We start from the raw sequence: 20,071 nt of genomic DNA, 5'->3' as shown, positions 1-20,071 counted from the left end.
TACTTAAAAAAAGAGACCCTTGCGAGTCTCTTATCTTTTTATGCTTAATCAAATTTTGATTTTACCTCTACTTTTGGCCATGCATTATTAGTTACATCAATATCTGCAGTAAGTAATTTTGGGTCAATTTGAATGCTTTTTATAGCTTTCTCTGTTGCATATACTTTTTTGGCTGTATCATTATTTTTTCTCCAGATTTGTGCTGGATATTTAAATTCTTCTTTACTTCCGTCCTCATAAGTAATCTCTACAAGAATAGGCATGATCATTCCTCCTGGTTTTTCAAACTCTACTTCGTAAAAATATTTAGGTGATTTTAAATTTGCTTTTTCTTCTGCATTAAATGTTTGCGCAACATAATCTGATAATAATTTTACATCATCAACCTTTAAGGCTTTTTTATCAGATCCTTTTAATTCTTTATTATCACTTGCAATTAAATATACAAAAGGTCCTTTTTCAAAACCAAAACGTCCTTTTCTAATCTTAGTATCTTTTAGCTCTGCTGTAGCAGTTTCGCTAACATAATATTGTTTTACATCTTTAATTCCGATATCTACAAAATCTGTTGAGTAAAACCACCCTCTAAAAAACCAATCAAGATCGACTGCCGAAGCATCTTCCATCGTTCTAAAGAAATCTTCTGGTGTTGGGTGCTTAAATTTCCATCTGTTTGCATATGTTTTAAAAGCATAGTCAAACAATTCTCTTCCCATAACTACTTCTCTTAAAATATTAAGTCCTGTAGCTGGTTTTCCGTAAGCATTATTACCAAATTGGTGAATCGTCTCTGAGTTTGACATAATTGGCTCTAAAAACTTTTGATCTCCACTCATGTAAGGAACAATATTTTTTGCAGGACCACGTCTTGATGGGAAATTAGGATCTAACTCCTGCTCTGCCAAGTACTCTAAAAATGAGTTCAACCCTTCATCCATCCAGCTCCATTGGCGCTCATCGGAATTTACAATCATAGGGAAAAAGTTATGCCCTACTTCGTGTATTACTACACCAATCATTCCGTTTTTTATTTCTTTGCTCGTCACTCCATTTTCATCAGGACGACCAAAATTCCAACAAATCATTGGATATTCCATCCCTTGATCTTCTGCCGAAACTGAAACTGCTTTTGGGTAAGGATAATCAAATGTGTGTGATGAATAACTTTTTAATGTATGTGCAACTGTTATTGTTGACGTTTCTCCCCAAAGTGGGTTTGCTTCTTTTGGATATACTGAAGCTGCCATAACTGTTTTACCTCCAAGCTTTACTGCCATTGCATCATAAATGAATTTTCTTGATGTTGCAATCCCGAAATCACGTACGTTTTTAGCACTAAATTTCCATGTTTTTTTCTTTTCAGAAAATCCTTTCTCTGTTGCCTCTGCTTCTTCTTGTGTAACAATTACAACTGGCTTATCGTATGATTTTTGAGCAAGCTCATATCTTTTTACTTGTTCTGGAGTAAACACTTCACTTCTGTTTGTTAATTCTCCTGTGGCTTCCATTACGTGATCTGCAGGAACGGTAATATTAACATCAAAATTTCCGAATGGTAAAGCAAATTCTCCTCCTCCCCAAAACTGCATGTTCTGCCAGCCTTCTACATCATTATAAACTGCCATTCTTGGATAGAATTGCGCAATTACGTATAATCTATTTTTGTCTTTTTCAAAAAATTCATATCCTGAACGTCCTCCGTCTTTTCTATAATTATTAATGTTATACCACCATTTAATAGAAAATGAAATTTTTTCACCAGCTTTTAAAGGCGCAGGTAAATTAATTCTCATCATGGTTTCATTAATTGTATAAGACATCGGATTTCCCTTTGCATCTTTTACAGACTCAATATTAAAACCTCGCTCAAGTCCGTCTTTTAAGTATTTGTTCGAAAAACCTTCAACTGCTAAAACTTGATTAATTTTATCACTCTCGGCTAATGTAGTTTGTGTATTTTTTTTAGCCTGATTTTGATCTAGTTGCAACCATAAATATTCTAAATTATCTGGAGAATTATTAGAATATGTAATTGTTTCTGACCCGCTTAATTTTGCGTTTTTATCATCTAACTCAACATCAATTTTATAATCGGCTTGTTGCTGATAATATGCTGGCCCTGGCGCTCCAGATGCTGTACGAAACATATTGGGAGTAGCCAATAAGTCATACATTTGACTAAATTTGTTAGTATCGTACTTCCCTTGTTGCTTTATTGGTGTGGTATTTTTTTCCTGCGCAAACATGATTGCAGGAAAAAACAATAAAAATGATATTCTTCTCATAAACTGGTTTTTTGGAGTTTTTGTCAGGGTGTGAAAATAACAATTAAAAAAATATTCATCTCCATTTATTCATACTTTAACAATTCTTTCCTTGAAGATTCTGTAAAAAGCACACTCTTTTTGCTCCCTAATACCGAAACATGTGTAATATTTTGTTGCTCGGTATTCCAGTCTACCAAAATTGTATTCGAAATTTCTAAGCTCTTAACTTTATCAACATCTTTTATTCTGGAATAACAAACCAAAACATCATTTGATTCAACTTCTTTCGATAAAAACGTGATTGGTCGTGACTGACCATTTACTTTAATAGTAAAATTTTCAGCAAGATATTTTTTCAAAAGGGCAACATCGGCTTCAGTTTCTTTTTCTGTGCCGATGTTGGACTTGATTTTATATTTTTTTTCTACTCCATTATTTAAATCATCAATAAAAATTCGAGATGTAATTTGAAGCATTTTTTTTTCGGGAGCATAATTTATTTGATATACCCCAACATAAAATTTATGAAAAGCAAATGATGATAATGATAGGAACAATAACCCTATTAAAGAGTAAGCTACAATTTTTCTCATTTTTTAATATCATTCACTTTTTTGAATTCTTTACTTTTATTAATTAAAAAATCCATTAACTGAAATCTATCTTCTGGTTTTAGATATTGTTTTGAAACAGGATCATTAGAAGAATACATCAGGAACAAATCAATCTCATCATCTTGTAATTCTAAAGTTTTAGCAAAGAATGACGGACTGAAATTTGCTCTTACATATTGCGTAAAAGCTACATCGTCTACAGGAACTTCTTTTTCGCCTGATTTATTCAAGAGCTTTTTAACATCTTTAAATATCCTCACGAAATCTGTACCGTATTTTATGGTTTGATCTGAATAAGAAACACTGTTTTCTGGGGTTGACTGTTTATCATCCTCAAATTGCATATCAACATATTTCTGACTATTCTTATCCAGTGATTTTACTTTTAATCCTTTTGGAATAACCACTTCTTTTAACTGATTATTTTTAAGCCCTAATCGTACTACTAAAAGACGCTCAGCAAACTCTTTTTCTGTCAGCACCATTTTTCTTGTTTGAAAAGCCAAACTCGAAAACAACAAAGTATCTTTTGGTTTCGCCAGTATATCAAACAATCCGTTTGAAGAAATAAAGGTTCTTGTTTTTGTATTAACATTCAAAACATAACCACTTTCCAGGGCAACCGAGTCATTTACTACTCTTCCATGTAAAGACATTCTTGTTCCAGTTTGCGCGATACACAACTGACAAAATAAACTCAAGATCAATATTCCAATTTTATTTCTCATTTTCGATAATTGTTAAATATTTTTGCGCCAAACCTGTTATTAAAAACATACTCATTGTTTTGTTTTTGGCATTCAACGAAGTTACAAACTCTGGATCATCTATGCAATACAACTGGAACCCTTTTATATGCTCTAGCGGAATCTTTAATCTATCAGTATAATAATTCTCTTCGAAAAGATATTCAATTTTTGAATACAACATCTCTTTTTTCTCTACTGCTACTTCTTTTTTCAGCATAGCGGTCCGACCAGATATCTTATTTAAGAGCGCATCTGTCATAGTAGACTTGGCTGTGTATAATTTTCGTTCTGCCGGGGTGTATTTCTTTTGTCCATAAGGTATGATCCCTAAATTTTCGGCATTTATGTTTGAAAATTCATTTATAACAACCTCTTTTAATTCTATGTTTTTAGGAACCATTTTTACCAGTAACAAGTCTAATTTCAAATCATTAGCCGTAATTCTTTTTCGGAGCGGTTCTAGATTTACTGCCAAAAAAACCAACACATCTCCTTCTTTGATAACGATAGAAAACTGCCCTTTATTATCCGAAATAGTAGTTTCCTGAGTGGTATTATTGACTATTGTTATAGCTTCGACCGAACTTGAGTCGGCGGTAATTCTTCCGGAAATTTCTTTTGTAACAACAGTTTGCCCAAAACTAATTTGAAAGAATAAAGATACAATAAATAAAAGTAAAGTATTAATTATTTTCACGTGCTATTATTTCTTTGTACTTCTCTGCTAGTTCTCCTAGCAAGAATTCGGTAGTCGTTTTGTTTTTAGAGCTTAAAATCTTTGTAAAACTTTCATTTTCTACTGCAAAATATTCAAATCCCTTCACATAATCCAAAGGAATACTAAGCTTTCGTACAAAGTGATCTGTATCAAACATATTTTCCAAAAGCTTCATGAAGATTTCTTTTTTCTCTACAGCAAGTTCTTTTTTAAGCATTTTTGACCTGCCTGAAAACATATTTATTATAGGATCCAGACCAACTGAACCTCCCAATCCTACTGAAGCATCCAGATCGGTTCCTCCTTTTAATCTACGCTCTGCAGTTGTGTAAGAACGTTGCCCCGCAGGAATTATCCCTAAGGCAACTGCATTAATATTATCGTATCTTTTTATAATGACTTCTCGCAACTGATTCACTAGTGTTTCCAATTTTACCACAAACTTTGCCGATGCCAAATCTTCGTCTGTCAAAACAATTCGACGTTCTTTAAGCTGTACCGACGAAAAAATAAGCGTATCACCTGTTTGGACTGGTATCGAAAAAGAACCTTCCTTATCTGTAACTACAGAAGCTTCTGTCCTTAAATTAACCACATAAATCCCCTCCAAATCCATTGTATTAGCATCTATTTTTCCTTTTAAAACAGGAGAAACAGCAACTTGAGCCAAAAGATTATTAGCTAGACAAATAAAAAACACACATACAACCTTGTTCATCAAAACATTATAAGGATAAGCTGTAAAAGTATCTTAATGTCATCTAAATTTAATATTAACGACTTGGTAAAAATATGTTAATTAAACCTTTATTTTACGGCTTTAAAACGCACTATTTAATATCTTTAACTTAACAAAAACCATTACAAAATCTATGAAAAATATCATTATTGCCAGCACCTCTACTCTTCACGGTGGCAGCTATTTAGATTATTTATTACCCGAATTGCAAGTGCATTTTAAGAACTGCAAAACACTTCTTTTTATCCCTTTTGCAAGACCTGGAGGAATTTCGCATGAACAATACACTAATACTGTTTCTCAAGCTTTTGAAAAAATAAACATTAAAGTAAAAGGAATTCACGAATTTGAAGATGCTACAACAGCGATTAACAATGCCGAAGGAATTTTTACTGGTGGCGGAAATACTTTTTTGTTAGTAACACAACTATACAAAAATAACATTATGACGGTTCTTGCTGAAGCTGTTAAAAACGGAACTCCTTATTTAGGAACCAGCGCAGGAAGCAACATTTGCGGACTATCAATGCAAACTACTAATGATATGCCAATTATCTACCCGCCAAGTTTCCAGACTTTAGGATTAATTCCGTTTAACTTAAACCCTCATTATTTAGATCCAGATTCTCAGTCTAAACATATGGGCGAAACTCGCGAAACAAGAATAAAAGAATTCCATGCTTTTAATACACTTCCAGTTTTAGGATTGCGTGAAGGAAGCTGGTTAGACGTAAAAGGAGATCAAATTATTTTGAAAGGGAATTTATCTGCTCGTCTTTTTAGACAAAATCAAGAGCCTGAAGAATTAGAACCTCAAACAAATTTGAGTTATGTGCAATAAAAAAGCCGAAACTATTAAGTTTCGGCTTTTTAAAGAGCGAAAGACGAGGCTCGAACTCGCGACAACCAGCTTGGAAGGCTGGAGCTCTACCAACTGAGCTACTTTCGCATTAACAGGGTGCAAATATAAAAAAATTAAATCATTCTAAAAAATAAAAATCAAAAATTTTTTCTTTTTAAAAGAAACCGAAACATTTGCAATTTCGGTTTCTTTAGAGCGAAAGACGAGGCTCGAACTCGCGACAACCAGCTTGGAAGGCTGGAGCTCTACCAACTGAGCTACTTTCGCATTACTGTGGTGCAAATATAGATAATAACTCCAGTTAAAAACAAGTTTTTTTTACAAAAATTTCAAAAAATCTTAAACAAATTCTTTAATATATTTAAAACTAAAAAGTTATAACTTTACTATTCTTTAAAAATTATGTCAAACATACAAGAAATATCTGCCCAAGAAACTTATTTAGTACGCAATCCTGTTCTACGAAAAGGAAAACCTATAGAAAGCTGCCACTTTGATGGTGATGATTTACCTACAACGCATCACTTTGGTTTATTTGAAGATAAAAATTTAGTAGGAATTATTTCGCTATTCCGAAATTCTAATATTACCTTTGCGGAAAATTTCCAATCGCAGATTCGAGGAATGGCCGTTTTGGACGATTTTAGAAAAAAAGGATTGGGGGAAGCTTTGGTTATTTACTGTGAAGAATATTGTATTAACAATAATTGTAAACTAATATGGTTTAACGCCAGAACCGAAGCTGTTGGATTTTATGAAAAAATGGGCTACCAAAAGACTGGTGCAATTTTTGAAATAAAAGATGTTGGGAAACACCTGTTAATGTATAAAAAACTTTAAAATGAATAAACTTTACTTTTTAATATTACTATCAATCTTTATAAGTTGCAAAAAAGAAGAAAAAGCAATTCCTGTAAAAAAAGCGGAACCTCTTCCTGCAATTGTTCAAACTGATGAACGAAAAATTCAGTTGGACACATCGGTGATAGGCTCTTTTAAAAGTGAAGATCTTAAAAAATTTTACATCGCATCTCATAATGAAACCGTTTGGGGAAATCTTGAAAAAAGAACCTTCATTATTGATGAATTAAAAAAATCTGAATCTCTTGGTTTAGAACCAAACGATTATAGCATAAAAAGAATAGAAAATTTTGAAAGTAAAATAAGTAAGTTAAACGATACCGACTTGGCTCTATATGACGTTTTGCTTACTTATAATTTTCAGAAATACTTAACGCATTTACATAAAGGAAAACTGAATCCTAAGAAACTATATAATGATTGGGATTTAAATGACAAACCTTTTAATGTAAATACCATTCTTATAAAAGCTTTTAATGACAATGATTTAACGCTTGCTATCGAAAAAAGTCAGCCAAAAACATATACCTATAAAAGGTTACTAAAAGCACTAGAATTACTAAATGAATTTCCAGACGACAACATTAAAACCATCGAAGTTGAAGATAAAGTAACATTGCACGACACTAATAACGCAATGATTACAATTAAAAAACGCCTTTTATACTGGAAAGATTTAACAGGGAGAGACAGTTTAACATCTACTTACGACAATAAGACATTTGAAGCTATTAAAAAATTCCAAACTCGTCATGGCTTAGCTGCCGATGGTGTTATTGGTAAAGGAACTGTTAATGCTTTGAATTTTTCTAAAATCAGACGAAAACATCAAATTATCAGCAACATTGAGCGCTGGAGATGGTTTGCAGATACGCTTGCCGAAAATTATTTTATAATAAACATTCCTGATTACAGCCTACACGTTGTTGAAAACAAAGACACTACTGTTGTTCGAAAAATTGTTGTGGGTACCAATAGCCGAAAAACACCTATTCTAACCTCAACTCTTAAAACTGTTGTCTTTAACCCAACATGGACTGTTCCGCCAACTATATTAAAAGAAGATATTGTTCCTGCAATGAAACGCAATCGAAATTATTTAAAAAATAAAAACATTACGATTTACAGTAAAGACAACTCTGTTGTAGAACCTAGTGACTGGAATGAAAATTCTCCTGGTAGTTATCGCTATGTACAAAGTCCTGGAAGTAGTAACTCATTGGGATTAATGAAAATCTTGTTTCCAAATAACCATAGCGTCTATTTACATGATACCAATCACCGTAACTTATTCGGAAGAAACAATCGTTCATTAAGTTCTGGTTGTGTTCGTGTCGAAAATCCTTTGGAATTAGCACAACATATATTGGACTCTAATAACTGGTCGAAAGAAAAAATAGATTCTCTTATAGTTACTAAAAAAACTACCAATGTAAGAATTGCCAAAAAATACGCTATGTATCAATGGTATTGGACCGCCTGGAGCGAAGACAATTCTTTACAATTTAGAAATGACATCTACAATTTAGACACCGATTTATATGCTAAGTTAAGAAATTAGCTTTTCTTCCATCGTAAAAGTTCTTGATGGATGATAGATATATAAACACGATTTATCTTTTATTGCTTCGATAATTGCATTAGTTAATTCTACAGGAATAGCAGGACAACCTTGGCTACGACCTAACCTTTTATTGTTTCTAATAAATGACTCAGAAACATAATCGGCTCCATGAATTACTACTGCTCTTTCGCGCGCATTATCATTAACTCCTCTTTCTAAACCATCTAAACGTAACGAGATTCCGTGTTTTCCTCTATACACCTCACCTGTTGCATAAAAACCAAGACTACTTTTATAGGAAGAATTTGTATTTGAAAAATCTGATGCGAATTCTTCACCTGTATTTCTTCCGTGAGCAACCAGAGATTGAAACAATACGGTATTGGTAGAAAGATCGATAACCCAAAGACGTTTCAGATTAGAAGACAAACTAAAATCTACCAAAGTCAAAAGATCTTTTTGAATAAGTCCTTTTTCCTTTAATAAATAAAAACCTTTTAAAGCCTCTGTAAAACTCTTAAGTTCAGGTAAATCAAAATTATTTGCATTAAGTGTACTATAAACCGCTTTGATTCTTAAATCTAAGCTTGCAGTTACTGTACTAGCGATATTTTTCTTTTCAACTTTTTTAACTTCTGTAGTTGTTTTTGTATCCGTGGTAAATGACAAAAACAACATTAACAATATGGGACAAATCTTATAAATCATTGAATGCGTTTAGGTTATAATTTGTTTCGTGGTTCGCAAATATATAAAAAATATGTAGCTCCCAAAATTTTACAGTAGAAACGAAGTACTTTTTAATCATTTTTTAACGAATACAACCTAATATTTATTGTATTCTCTTAATGAAATTATAACAAAACTTATTGAAACACAGTAAACTATAAGCCAAAACCTACATATTAGAAAACCAAATTAATCAATTATACCACATTTAGCTACACTAATTAATTACATCATTTTAAAGTAAATAGACTTTTTTAAGCACTTCCTGATTATCTCAAATACTTTATTCTTTAATAACATAAACAACTTACTTATTCAGGAATGTATTAAACCATATTTTATCGGTAAGCATTCACCATTTCATTGACTATAATGGCATCAAAAACAAAACCTAATCTGCATTTATTTTAAAAAATTACACCTTCTATAATTAAATTATTATTTTTTTATACCGTTCCCTTTATAAAGCATAATTGTATCTAAGTCTTTCTTAAACATTTTACAAATGGCTTATCTTTGTGCAAAATAAATTCTGATGAACAAAAAAGTAATCCTTATGATTTTAGATGGTTGGGGAAAATCTCCTGACCCTAAAGTATCTGCAATAGACAATGCAAATGTTCCATTTATAAATAGCCTTTACAAAAACTACCCAAGCGCACAACTTCGTACCGATGGTTTAAATGTAGGTTTACCAGAAGGGCAAATGGGAAATAGTGAAGTTGGACACATGAACCTTGGTGCGGGAAGAATCGTTTACCAGGATTTAGCAAAAATAAACCTTGCTGTAGCTCACAATACTTTAGCCAAAGAGCAAGTACTTGTAGATGCGTTTACTTATGCAAAAGAAAACAATAAAAAAGTACATTTTTTAGGTCTTGTTTCTGATGGTGGTGTTCACTCACACACTTCTCACCTACGAGGATTAATTGATGCTACTCAAGAATACGGTTTGGACAAAGTATTTGTTCATGCCTTTACCGATGGTCGTGATGTTGATCCTAAATCTGGAGCAACTTACATACAAGATTTAGAAAACCATATTGCAAATACTCCAGTAAAAATAGCATCTGTTATAGGTCGTTATTATGCAATGGATCGTGACAAACGTTGGGAACGTGTAAAACTAGCTTACGATTTAATAGTAAACGGATTGGGCACACACTCAAAAGATGCCGTAGCTTCTATTAAAGAAAGCTACGAAAATAACATTACTGATGAATTTATCGCTCCAATCATTATGGTTGATGCAAATGATAAACCATTAGCAACTATCGAAGAAGATGATGTTGTTATTTTCTTCAATTTTAGAACCGATAGAGGTCGTGAACTTACAGAAGCTCTTTCGCAAGAAGATTTTCATGAGCAAAACATGCATAAATTAAAATTGTATTATGTAACGCTTACTAATTACGACGAAACATACCTAAACGTAAAAGTTGTTTACAACAAAGACAACATTACCGAAACATTAGGTGAAGTTTTAGAGAAAGCGAATAAAAAACAAATTCGTATTGCCGAAACGGAGAAATATCCTCACGTAACTTTTTTCTTTTCTGGCGGAAGAGAAGTTCCTTTTGAAGGCGAAAGCAGAATCTTAAGAAATTCTCCAAAAGTAGCAACTTACGATTTACAACCAGAAATGAGTGCATTTGAATTAAAAGATGCATTAGTGCCTGAATTAAATAAAGGTGAAGTAGATTTTGTATGTTTAAATTTTGCCAATGGTGATATGGTAGGACATACAGGAATTATGAGCGCTGCAATATTAGCTTGTGAAGCTGTTGATGCTTGCGTAAAAGAAGTTATCGAAGCTGCTCTTGCAAATGATTATACTACAATTGTAATTGCCGATCACGGAAATTGCGAAACTATGATTAATCCTGACGGAAGCCCTAATACAGCACACACAACTAATCCTGTGCCGATTATTTTGGTTGATAAAGAATTAAAAACAATACACGATGGTGTTTTGGGTGACATTGCTCCTACTATTCTTGAGTTAATGGGAATTCCACAACCTGCTGCAATGACTTGTCATTCATTGTTGTAAAAGCATTCGTTTTAGCTTACAGTAACAGTATTCAGTTGCAATCATCACTGAAAACTGGTACTGCGACTGAAACTGAAAACTATTTTAAAAAAAGCTGTTCTTGATTTAAGAACAGCTTTTTTTTTGCACAAATAAAGGTTAAATACTCAAAGTTGAAAGTAATACTATTATATTTGCATTTAAAATAACTTTTATGGAGGCTATACTATCAAATTTAAAAATCCAAGTCAATGAAAAGATCTATGTAAAGGATCCGGAAACATCTGCCTTAGGAAAAAAAATTATTGAACAAAGTATTCTTCTCATCGATGCAATTGGCTTTGATAATTTTACATTTAAAAAATTAGGTGTAGAAATAGGATCTAACGAAAGTTCGATTTATCGTTATTTTGAGAACAAACACAAATTATTAGTCTACCTCTCCTCTTGGTACTGGAGCTGGATGGAGTACAAACTGGTTTTCTCTACTACTAACATCGTAGATAAAAAAGAAAAACTTAATAAAGCCATTACCATTGTTACCGAAAAAGTAACCGATGATGTCTCTACAGAACATATTAATGAAGCGATTTTAAATAAAATTATAATTGCCGAATTCACTAAAACATTCCATACTAAAGAAGTGGATCAAGAAAACAAAGAAGGCTTTTTTTTAATATACAAAAGAGTTATCAATCGGATTGTTTCTATTGTAAAGGAAGTAAATCCGGACTACCCTTTTGCAAAATCTCTAGTATCGACTATTGTAGAAGGAAGTTTGCACCAACATTTCCTGACAGATCATTTAAAGACAATCACAGATTGCAATGAAACCGTTACAACTACTCAATTTTATTTAAATCTTGCAGAAAACGTTTTGCGCTAAAAACAACCAATTATGACTCCAATAAAACGATTTTACAATTTACTTGAGCTAGATAAAAAAGACATTTATCAAATCTTTTTCTATGCTATTTTTGCAGGATTAATAAGTTTGTCGCTTCCGTTAGGAATCCAAGCCATTATTACTTTTATACAATCTGGCAGGGTAAGTGCATCCTGGATTGTTCTTATCATCTTAGTTGTTGCCGGAGTTGCGCTTGTTGGTATTTTATCTTTTATGCAATTGCGAATTACAGAAAATTTGCAACAAAAAATATTTGTTCGCGCTTCATTTGAATTTGCAGCTCGTTTACCAAAAATAAAACAATCAGAATTGTATGGTACATATCCTCCAGAACTAACAAATCGTTTTTTTGATACCATGACCATCCAAAAAGGAACTTCAAAATTATTGACTGATTTTTCGGCAGCCTTACTCCAAATCACTTTTGGAATCATCCTGCTGTCCTTATACCATCCTTATTTTATTGTATTTGGTCTCTTATTGTTCCTTCTTTTATACTTCATTTTTAAATTTTCGTACAAATCAGGTTTAGAAACTAGTTTAAAAGAATCGAAATTCAAGTATAAAGTTGCAAGCTGGTTACAAGAAATGGCACGTAATAATTATAGTTTCAGGAATGAACTTAATTATGATTTTGCACTTCAAAAAAACAACTCAATAGTAAGTGGCTATCTTACGTATCGCGAAAAACATTTTAGCGTTATCAAAAGACAATTTACACAATTGATTCTTTTTAAAATCATTATAACTGCCAGTTTACTATCTATTGGAGGGTATTTAGTATTAAGTCAGGAAATGAATATTGGACAGTTTGTTGCTGCAGAAATCATCATCTTATTAGTTATTAACTCTGTTGAGAAAATCATTCTGGGACTCGAAAGTTTTTATGACGTTTTGACTTCTGTTGAAAAAATAGGACAAGTAACAGATTTAGAATTAGAAGAAAATTCAGATTCCCAAAATGACCGTTGCTATAATAACATCACTTTAGAAACAGAAGGTTTAAGTGTAAAGTTTCCAGATTCTCAGAAGAATGCGCTGGATTCTATTACCCTTAAAATAAATCAGGGAGAAAAAATAGTAATTGATGGTCAAAATGGCTCCGGAAAAACTACTCTTATCAGGTTACTATCGGGCGTACTTAAACAAAGTTCTGGTGCTTTTTATATCAATGATGACACCTTTAAGAAAATAAACCTAAAACAATATCGCTCACAAATAGGCAGTATTATTCATAATGAAACCCCGTTTGAAGGAACCATTTTAGAAAACATTACTTTTAATGACCCATCGATAAGCTCTGAGGATTTAAAGTGGGCCGTAGATGGAGTTCAACTTAGCCCATTTATTAAATTATTACCAAAAGGTTTAGACACACATATTTACCCGGAAGGAAGACAATTATCTTCCTCTAATGCTCAAAAAATATTATTAGCAAGAAGTATTATTCATAAACCAAAAATCCTTTTTTATGAAGATCCAACAGATACCATGGATGATGATGTTGCAAATGAAATTATTGATTTTATAACTTCCGACAAGAATAAATGGACCATTATTGTTTCCTCTAAAAATCCTTATTGGAAAACAAAATCGACTCGAAAAATAACCATGCAAAACGGCCTTATCATACTTGATCAAAAAAACAATACGCCATGCTAAACATTTCCGACAATAAAACAAAGTTACAGCCTCTTGACAAGTATAAAACTATAAAAGACCTAAGCAATAGGCCTCATTATAAAATCCTGAATAAAATAATAATAGGCACCGCAATCTTTGTAATAATATCGCTTTTCTTGCCTTGGACACAGAACATTTCTGGTTCAGGATCTGTAACGACCTTAAAACCCAACCAAAGACCACAATCTATCCAGAGTATTATTTCGGGTCGAATTGAGAAATGGTATGTACAAGAAGGGGATTTTGTAAAAAAAGGAGATACAATCATGTTTATTTCTGAAATAAAAGAAGACTACATGGATCCAAATTTAGTAGAAAACACTAAAAACCAAGTTGATGCTAAAAAGCAATCTCTAGAATCCTATGGAGAAAAAGTAAACACACTTTCTAAGCAAATAGAATTTATAGAAAACGAGAAGAAATTAAAATTAGAGCAAGCAAGAAATAAAGTAAAACAATCCCTTTTAAAAATAAAAAGCGACAGCATTGATCTTGTTGCAGTTAAAACGCAGCTAAAAATTGCAAACACACAATATAATCGTGCCTTGCAACTAAACAAAGAAGGTTTAAAACCGATGACCGATGTAGAGGAAAAACGCTTGAAATTACAAGATGTTGATGCTAAAATTGTAACTCAGGAAAATAAATACTTAACCAGCAAAAATGAATACATAAATGCTAAAGTAGAGATTAACAGAATCACTGCCGAATATTCTGAAAAAGCAGCTAAAGCAAAAAGTGACCAATATACAACCTTGAGTAATAAATTTGACACTGAAGCACAGGTTAATAAACTAGAAAATCAATATGTAAATTATAGTGTACGTAATGGTATGTATTACATTAAAGCAGCACAAAATGGTTACATTAACAGAGCTTTGCTGGCTGGTATTGGCGAAACCATAAAAGAGGGAACTCCGATAGTAACCATAATGCCATCTGAATATGATATTGCGGTCGAAACCTTTATAAATCCTATTGATTTGCCTTTGATAAAAAAGGGAGAAAAAGTACGTGTTTGGTTCGATGGTTGGCCTACAATAGTATTCTCGGGCTGGCCTGATATATCTTACGGAACATTTGGAGGGCAAGTTGTAGCTATAGAGAATTTTATTAGCGACAATGGCAAATATAGAATCCTGATTGCCCCAGACCCATCCGAAGCTAAATGGCCTAAACAACTTAGTGTTGGTTCTGGCGCACAAACAATTGCTTTGTTAGACACTGTACCAATTTGGTTTGAGATTTGGAGAACCCTTAACGGATTCCCTCCAAATTATTACAAGAATGAGACAAAAACCACAAAAGAAAAAAAATAATGAAACCACTACTTTTTGCCTTTCTTTTTATTGGTTTTACCGTTTTTGGTCAAGAACCAATAGCTAAAGAATTCAGCTATAATGAATTTCTTGGATATGTAAAAAAATACCATCCTTTGGTTAAAAGTGCTAATTTGGAAGTCAGTGAAGCCCAAGCCAATTTAATGATGGCCCGAGGTGGTTTTGATCCAAAAATTGAAGTCGATTTTAGTCAAAAACAATTTAAAGACAAAGAATACTACTCCATTTTAAATAGCAGTTTTAAAATTCCGACTTGGTATGGAATCGAGTTAAAAGCAGGGTTCGATAATAACGAAGGTGTTTATCTTAATCCCGAAAACACAACTCCTAATAAAGGATTAACTTCTTTTGGAATTAGTGTACCTATTGGGCAAGGGCTATTCATAAACCAAAGAATGGCAGATGTTCGAAAAGCAAAGATTCAGATAAAACTAAGCGAATCCGAAAGAAAACTTCAAGCCATTGCTGTATTGTACGATGCTTCGATTGCTTATTTTAACTGGAAGAAGAATTTTGACGAAATGAAGCTTTACGAAACGTACAATAATAATGCGCAAATACGCCTAACAGGAATCAAAGCCTTAATAAGCCAAGGAGACAAACCTGCAATTGATAGTATTGAAGCTGGAATTAGTTTAAAAAATAGAGAATTAAGTCTTGAGGATTCTAAACTAAAACTTGCCAAATCAAAACTAGAACTATCTAATTTTCTTTGGTTAGAAAATAATATTCCGCTAGAGATGTCCGATAGTCTTATTCCTGAAACTGAGCTAGAAAACTCATTGCAAGAAACCTTAAAGACCAATGATTTATTACAAAATGATTTTAGCTTAGAAACGCATCCGAAAATAAATGCACTACAAAACAAAATAGAGATTTTGAATGTAGAAAAAAAGCTAAAAGAAAATATGTTGTTGCCCAAAATAAATGTGGGTTACTCCTATTTATCAGAGCCTGGTTACATTGATAATTATCGTTTTGAAGATTACAAAATAGGACTAGAATTTTATTTTCCTTTATTTTTAAGAAAGGAACGAGGGAGCTTAAAACTGGCAAAATATAAACTTCAGGAGAATGAATTTGCTTTGGCTTTAGAAAAAACACAATTAACCAATAAAATAAGCGCGCAAAAAACAGAAATCACCTCACTCTTAAAACAAAAGAAACTGGCGAAAGATTTGGTCGAAAACAATGTTACAATGCTCAACTCCGAAGAACGTTTATTTTCGTTTGGAGAAAGCTCTTTATTCTTAATTAATACTCGAGAGAATAATTTAGTAAGCGCCAAACTTGCTGCTATTGCCTTAGAAAACAGATTTTATATTTCTAACTCAGAACTCTTTAAAATCATGGCAAATCCTGATTAAAACTAAACTTAAAATATCCTAAAAAGAGACAAGTCTTACGATTTGTCTCTTTTTTTTAGGTAATAATATGTTCGATAAAATAAATAAAAAGACCCACAAACCCACCTACTACAGTTCCGTTAATTCGGATAAACTGGAGATCTTTCCCAATTTCTAATTCTAACTTATTAGAGATTTCTTCCTTATCCCAACTCTTTACCGATGAAGCAATTAAATCTCCAATCATTTGCTTATTCTTCAAAAGGATTCCCAGCAAATCAATTTTTATAAAATTATTGATTTTACTCAACATAATTTCATCCCCTTTTATACTGACTCCAAAATTCTGAATCATGCTGATGATTTTATTTTTTATTTTAGAATCATCTTTCTTCTCTAAATCGGCAGAAATCGCAACTTTTATCTGACTCCAAATATCATTGATATATTCTTTCACTTCACTCTTATGAGCAAACTCTATCACTAAATCATTTACTTTTTGCTGAAGCTCTGGCGAACTATTTAGCTCTGTAATGAAATCAAGAACATAAGCATTTATTTTCCTTCTGATACTGCTGTTAGAATGTTTTGCTTCATCGATAAATTCATAAAGTCCGTTAAAAATACCGTCTGCAATTTTTTTATCGGCCACACCAAGCGTGTACCAAGGCGTTGACTTATTCACTTTTTCGCGAATCACATCTCTGTTATTCTGCAATTCTTCCGTAAGGATCTTTAGAACATTAGTAATTAACTGCTCTTGTTTTTCACTTTTAGTTAATGATTCCAACCCTACCGCAATCCATTCTCCAAAATTTATTTCTCTTAATTTGGTTTCAAATTTGGCCTGAATAAACTTCTGAACATCTTCATCTACAATTGTTTTTAAAATCCCTGGTATAATATCTTCAATAATTAATGAAGCGATTGTATTTGCATTACTTTTTTCAGATAGCCAGTTTGCAGCCTTTTCGGCAAAATTAAACTGCTCGATTTTTACTTCTAATTTCTCTTTGATTAAAAACTCATCAGAAACAAAAGTGCCTAAATTTTGCCCAATAGCATCTTTATTATTAGGAATTAAAGCTGTATGCGGAATTGGTAATCCCAGAGGATGCCTGAATAAGGCTACTATAGCAAACCAATCTGCAATTCCCCCCACCATAGCCGCCTCACTAAAAGCTTTTAGCCAACCTATTTTAAAATAAATTGCTATTAAAAAAAGAACTACAGCTACACCCAATACTCCCAAAGCAAATCTCTTCATCTTAATCAAACCAGCCGCTTTGCTTATGCCTTCTTGGTTATTACTACTTTTCATAATGTAACGAGTTAATTAATAAGCTAATTTATTCAATTGTTTCTACAACTCTTTTCATTTTAACAAGATAATTTTACAAACTTTCTATATATTTATCATAGCTATTTGACCTAATTATTATTGTTATAATTAAATACAAAAGCTATTTAAAAAAAATAATATTAAAATTGTACTTTTGCCAACTGAAAATCCGAAATTATGATTATTGTAAAATCACGTGAAGAAATAGAATTAATGCGCGAAAGTGCCTTAATCGTATCTAAAACATTAGGAATGATTGCTTCTGAAATAAAAGAAGGAGTCACCACATTATATCTTGACAAACTAGCCGAAGAATTTATTCGTGATCACGGTGCTGTACCAAGCTTCTTAGGTTTGTACGACTTCCCGAACTCACTTTGTATGAGTCCAAACTCGCAAGTTGTTCACGGTATTCCAAATAATACACCTCTAAAAAGTGGTGATGTTATCTCGGTAGATTGTGGTGCATACAAAAATGGATATCACGGAGATCATGCTTATAGCTTTGAAATTGGAGAAGTTGCTCCAGAAGTTAAAAAACTATTACAAGTTACCAAAGAATCTTTATATGTGGGAATCCGCGAATTTAAAGCTGGAAACCGAGTAGAAGATGTTGGAAACGCAATACAAAAATATACCGAAGCACATGGATATGGTGTTGTTCGTGAACTAGTAGGTCATGGTCTTGGACAAAAAATGCACGAAGATCCTGAAATGCCTAACTATGGCAAAAAAGGTAGAGGAAAACTTTTTGTTGAAGGAATGGTTGTTGCTATTGAGCCAATGATTAATCTTGGAACTCGTAACATAAAACAACATAAAGATGGCTGGACAATTACAACTGCCGACGGTAAAGCTAGTGCTCACTTTGAACATGATGTCGCTTTAATTGATGGTAAACCAGAAATCTTATCAACTTTCCAATACATCTATAAAGCACTAGGAATCGAAAGTAATGAAGAGGATGAGTTTAGAAAAGTGCCATTAGTACTGTAACACTAATTTCACGAATTTACACGAATTAATGGATTACTGAAAATTTCACTAATGAATGAGTTATATCTAAAAGACGAGTCTTACAAAATTATAGGAATCTGCATGGAAGTCCATAAAATTTTAGGCAAAGGACATAGTGAAAAAGTTTATGGTGATGCATTGGAATATGAGTTTCAAAAAAACGAAATACCATATAGTCGTGAATTAAAATATAATATAGCTTACAAAGACATTATTTTATCCAGTTACTATTTTGCAGATTTTGTAATTTTTGATAAAATCATTTTGGAACTGAAAGCAATTACAACTCTTTCGAGTAGTGAAATTAAACAAACATTAAATTATCTGGCTGCCTCAAAAAACAAACTGGGTTTACTAGTTAATTTTGGAGAAGACAGCCTTAAATATAAAAGAATAATACTTTAACCCAAGCCTAAGATTCGTGAAATTTCACATTGCATTAATCCGTGTAAATTTGTGAAATTCGTGTTCAAATCTATAAAACCGTGAAGAAACTTTTTAAACTAGTACTTAATACCATTCCACGTCCATTATTAATTCGTTTGAGTTATGTGGCACGTCCTATTTTAGCCTTTACATTAAAAGGAGATAAATTTACTGATCCTATTGATGGTAAAAGTTTCAAAATGTTTTTGCCTTATGGTTATGGAACTCAACGTAACAATGTATTATCACCAAGCACACTTTCTTTAGAAAGACACCGCTTGTTATGGTTATACCTTAATGATCAAACTGATTTTTTTACAGCACCAAAAAAAGTATTACACTTTGCTCCGGAACAAGCTTTTTACAAACTATTCCGCAAGCAAAAAAACCTTGACTATACAACTACTGATTTATTCTCTCCTTTAGCAGATGTAAAAGCAGATATCTGTAATTTGCCTTTTAAGGATAACGAATATGATGTTATTTTATGCAATCACGTTTTAGAACATATTCCTGATGACACAAAAGCTATGCAGGAATTATTTCGCGTTTTAAAACCTGGCGGAATGGCTATTTTGCAAATTCCACAAGATTTATCAAGAGAAGTTACTTTTGCCGATGATACTATTACCGACCAAAAAGAACGTGCTAAAATATTCGGACAATATGACCACGTACGTATTTACGGTCGCGATTATTTTGATAAATTAAGAAGCATTGGCTTTATAGTAATCGAAGAAGATTACACCAACAAAATAGCTCCAGAACTGGTAGAAAAATATTGTTTGGCCAAAGGAGAAATTATCCCACTTTGCTTTAAACAGGAAAACTAAACGCTTTTTCGAACCATATAAGTGATATGAGTTCATTTAAAA

The 20,071-nt window shown here is 32.5% G+C and carries 18 protein-coding genes and 2 tRNA genes; 11 read left to right on the top strand and 9 right to left on the bottom strand.

The features are described 5' to 3' along the window. Positions 1 to 44 precede the first annotated feature (44 nt). From SHI72_RS00700 to SHI72_RS00680, 5 genes are all read right to left on the bottom strand, one after another. Complete coding sequence (locus SHI72_RS00700; RefSeq protein WP_323488731.1) at positions 45 to 2,285, bottom strand: M1 family metallopeptidase; 2,241 nt, start codon at positions 2,283 to 2,285, stop codon at positions 45 to 47. Positions 2,286 to 2,350: 65 nt separating this feature from the next. Next, a complete protein-coding gene (locus SHI72_RS00695) occupies positions 2,351 to 2,860 on the bottom strand; it encodes a DUF6702 family protein (RefSeq protein ID WP_323488730.1) in 510 nt (169 codons plus the stop codon). Then, positions 2,857 to 3,609, bottom strand: a complete 753-nt coding sequence (locus SHI72_RS00690; protein WP_323488729.1) for a hypothetical protein — start codon at positions 3,607 to 3,609, stop codon at positions 2,857 to 2,859. The genes SHI72_RS00695 and SHI72_RS00690 overlap by 4 nt, the downstream gene beginning before the upstream one ends. Next, on the bottom strand, positions 3,599 to 4,327 hold the full coding sequence (locus SHI72_RS00685) for a hypothetical protein (protein WP_323488728.1): 729 nt from the start codon (positions 4,325 to 4,327) through the stop codon (positions 3,599 to 3,601). The genes SHI72_RS00690 and SHI72_RS00685 overlap by 11 nt, the downstream gene beginning before the upstream one ends. After that, entirely contained in the window at positions 4,314 to 5,066 is a 753-nt protein-coding gene (locus tag SHI72_RS00680) for a hypothetical protein (RefSeq protein WP_323488727.1), read from the bottom strand. The genes SHI72_RS00685 and SHI72_RS00680 overlap by 14 nt, the downstream gene beginning before the upstream one ends. Positions 5,067 to 5,220: 154 nt before the next feature. On the opposite strand from SHI72_RS00680, the gene pepE reads away from it, so the two are divergent. Then, positions 5,221 to 5,928 (top strand): dipeptidase PepE, encoded by a 708-nt coding sequence (gene pepE / locus SHI72_RS00675; RefSeq protein ID WP_323488726.1) that lies wholly within the window; start codon positions 5,221 to 5,223, stop codon positions 5,926 to 5,928. Positions 5,929 to 5,963: 35 nt separating this feature from the next. Here the strand turns inward: pepE and SHI72_RS00670 are convergent. Both SHI72_RS00670 and SHI72_RS00665 read right to left on the bottom strand, forming a co-directional pair. Further along, positions 5,964 to 6,036, bottom strand: a tRNA-Gly gene (locus SHI72_RS00670). Between the two features lie 107 nt (positions 6,037 to 6,143). Further along, positions 6,144 to 6,216, bottom strand: a tRNA-Gly gene (locus tag SHI72_RS00665). A 135-nt stretch (positions 6,217 to 6,351) separates the two neighbouring features. On the opposite strand from SHI72_RS00665, the gene SHI72_RS00660 reads away from it, so the two are divergent. Further along, positions 6,352 to 6,789: a GNAT family N-acetyltransferase gene (locus tag SHI72_RS00660; RefSeq protein WP_086893519.1), complete on the top strand. Its 438-nt coding sequence runs from the start codon at positions 6,352 to 6,354 to the stop codon at positions 6,787 to 6,789. A 1-nt stretch (position 6,790) separates the two neighbouring features. Then, positions 6,791 to 8,371, top strand: coding sequence for a L,D-transpeptidase family protein (locus SHI72_RS00655; RefSeq protein ID WP_039116408.1), 1,581 nt, complete (start codon positions 6,791 to 6,793; stop codon positions 8,369 to 8,371). Here SHI72_RS00655 and SHI72_RS00650 read toward each other — a convergent pair. Then, entirely contained in the window at positions 8,360 to 9,082 is a 723-nt protein-coding gene (locus SHI72_RS00650) for a murein L,D-transpeptidase catalytic domain family protein (protein ID WP_039116409.1), read from the bottom strand. The two genes, SHI72_RS00655 and SHI72_RS00650, sit on opposite strands and share 12 nt — an antisense overlap. Before the next feature lie 556 nt (positions 9,083 to 9,638). On the opposite strand from SHI72_RS00650, the gene gpmI reads away from it, so the two are divergent. From gpmI to SHI72_RS00625, 5 genes are all read left to right on the top strand, one after another. Then, positions 9,639 to 11,156, top strand: a complete 1,518-nt coding sequence (gene gpmI, locus SHI72_RS00645) for a 2,3-bisphosphoglycerate-independent phosphoglycerate mutase (protein ID WP_039116410.1) — start codon at positions 9,639 to 9,641, stop codon at positions 11,154 to 11,156. Between the two features lie 193 nt (positions 11,157 to 11,349). Further along, positions 11,350 to 12,021 (top strand): TetR/AcrR family transcriptional regulator, encoded by a 672-nt coding sequence (locus tag SHI72_RS00640; protein WP_323488725.1) that lies wholly within the window; start codon positions 11,350 to 11,352, stop codon positions 12,019 to 12,021. Positions 12,022 to 12,033: 12 nt separating this feature from the next. Then, positions 12,034 to 13,704, top strand: a complete 1,671-nt coding sequence (locus SHI72_RS00635) for a peptidase domain-containing ABC transporter (protein WP_323488724.1) — start codon at positions 12,034 to 12,036, stop codon at positions 13,702 to 13,704. Continuing rightward, the gene (locus tag SHI72_RS00630; protein WP_039116413.1) at positions 13,698 to 15,044 is read left to right on the top strand and encodes an HlyD family secretion protein; all 1,347 of its coding nucleotides are present in this window, start codon (positions 13,698 to 13,700) and stop codon (positions 15,042 to 15,044) included. Before SHI72_RS00635 ends, SHI72_RS00630 begins: the two co-directional genes overlap by 7 nt. Further along, positions 15,044 to 16,432: a TolC family protein gene (locus SHI72_RS00625; protein ID WP_323488723.1), complete on the top strand. Its 1,389-nt coding sequence runs from the start codon at positions 15,044 to 15,046 to the stop codon at positions 16,430 to 16,432. Before SHI72_RS00630 ends, SHI72_RS00625 begins: the two co-directional genes overlap by 1 nt. Positions 16,433 to 16,487: 55 nt before the next feature. On the opposite strand, the gene SHI72_RS00620 is transcribed toward SHI72_RS00625, so the two are convergent. Continuing rightward, positions 16,488 to 17,732: a DUF445 domain-containing protein gene (locus SHI72_RS00620; protein WP_323488722.1), complete on the bottom strand. Its 1,245-nt coding sequence runs from the start codon at positions 17,730 to 17,732 to the stop codon at positions 16,488 to 16,490. Between the two features lie 198 nt (positions 17,733 to 17,930). Here SHI72_RS00620 and map point away from each other — a divergent pair, with 198 nt between their 5' ends. The 3 genes from map to SHI72_RS00605 all read left to right on the top strand — a co-directional run bounded on the left by map (position 17,931) and on the right by SHI72_RS00605 (position 20,029). After that, positions 17,931 to 18,749 (top strand): type I methionyl aminopeptidase, encoded by an 819-nt coding sequence (gene map, locus SHI72_RS00615; RefSeq protein ID WP_039118482.1) that lies wholly within the window; start codon positions 17,931 to 17,933, stop codon positions 18,747 to 18,749. Between the two features lie 51 nt (positions 18,750 to 18,800). Continuing rightward, a complete protein-coding gene (locus SHI72_RS00610) occupies positions 18,801 to 19,175 on the top strand; it encodes a GxxExxY protein (protein ID WP_039116417.1) in 375 nt (124 codons plus the stop codon). A gap of 80 nt (positions 19,176 to 19,255) precedes the next feature. After that, the gene (locus tag SHI72_RS00605) at positions 19,256 to 20,029 is read left to right on the top strand and encodes a class I SAM-dependent methyltransferase (RefSeq protein ID WP_035618021.1); all 774 of its coding nucleotides are present in this window, start codon (positions 19,256 to 19,258) and stop codon (positions 20,027 to 20,029) included. Positions 20,030 to 20,071 lie beyond the last annotated feature (42 nt).

It is taken from the genome of Flavobacterium sp. PL02 (assembly GCF_035013205.1).
Lineage (GTDB): Bacteria > Bacteroidota > Bacteroidia > Flavobacteriales > Flavobacteriaceae > Flavobacterium.
This window is presented reverse-complemented; position numbering and strand designations above follow the sequence as displayed.

Coding starts and splice junctions, on each gene's coding strand:
- SHI72_RS00700 (WP_323488731.1), bottom strand. CDS start 2,285: ATGAGAAGAATATCATTTTTATTGTTTTTTCCTGCAATCATGTTTGCG.
- SHI72_RS00695 (WP_323488730.1), bottom strand. CDS start 2,860: ATGAGAAAAATTGTAGCTTACTCTTTAATAGGGTTATTGTTCCTATCA.
- SHI72_RS00690 (WP_323488729.1), bottom strand. CDS start 3,609: ATGAGAAATAAAATTGGAATATTGATCTTGAGTTTATTTTGTCAGTTG.
- SHI72_RS00680 (WP_323488727.1), bottom strand. CDS start 5,066: ATGAACAAGGTTGTATGTGTGTTTTTTATTTGTCTAGCTAATAATCTT.
- pepE (WP_323488726.1), top strand. CDS start 5,221: ATGAAAAATATCATTATTGCCAGCACCTCTACTCTTCACGGTGGCAGC.
- SHI72_RS00660 (WP_086893519.1), top strand. CDS start 6,352: ATGTCAAACATACAAGAAATATCTGCCCAAGAAACTTATTTAGTACGC.
- SHI72_RS00655 (WP_039116408.1), top strand. CDS start 6,791: ATGAATAAACTTTACTTTTTAATATTACTATCAATCTTTATAAGTTGC.
- SHI72_RS00650 (WP_039116409.1), bottom strand. CDS start 9,082: ATGATTTATAAGATTTGTCCCATATTGTTAATGTTGTTTTTGTCATTT.
- gpmI (WP_039116410.1), top strand. CDS start 9,639: ATGAACAAAAAAGTAATCCTTATGATTTTAGATGGTTGGGGAAAATCT.
- SHI72_RS00640 (WP_323488725.1), top strand. CDS start 11,350: ATGGAGGCTATACTATCAAATTTAAAAATCCAAGTCAATGAAAAGATC.
- SHI72_RS00635 (WP_323488724.1), top strand. CDS start 12,034: ATGACTCCAATAAAACGATTTTACAATTTACTTGAGCTAGATAAAAAA.
- SHI72_RS00630 (WP_039116413.1), top strand. CDS start 13,698: ATGCTAAACATTTCCGACAATAAAACAAAGTTACAGCCTCTTGACAAG.
- SHI72_RS00625 (WP_323488723.1), top strand. CDS start 15,044: ATGAAACCACTACTTTTTGCCTTTCTTTTTATTGGTTTTACCGTTTTT.
- SHI72_RS00620 (WP_323488722.1), bottom strand. CDS start 17,732: ATGAAAAGTAGTAATAACCAAGAAGGCATAAGCAAAGCGGCTGGTTTG.
- map (WP_039118482.1), top strand. CDS start 17,931: ATGATTATTGTAAAATCACGTGAAGAAATAGAATTAATGCGCGAAAGT.
- SHI72_RS00610 (WP_039116417.1), top strand. CDS start 18,801: ATGAATGAGTTATATCTAAAAGACGAGTCTTACAAAATTATAGGAATC.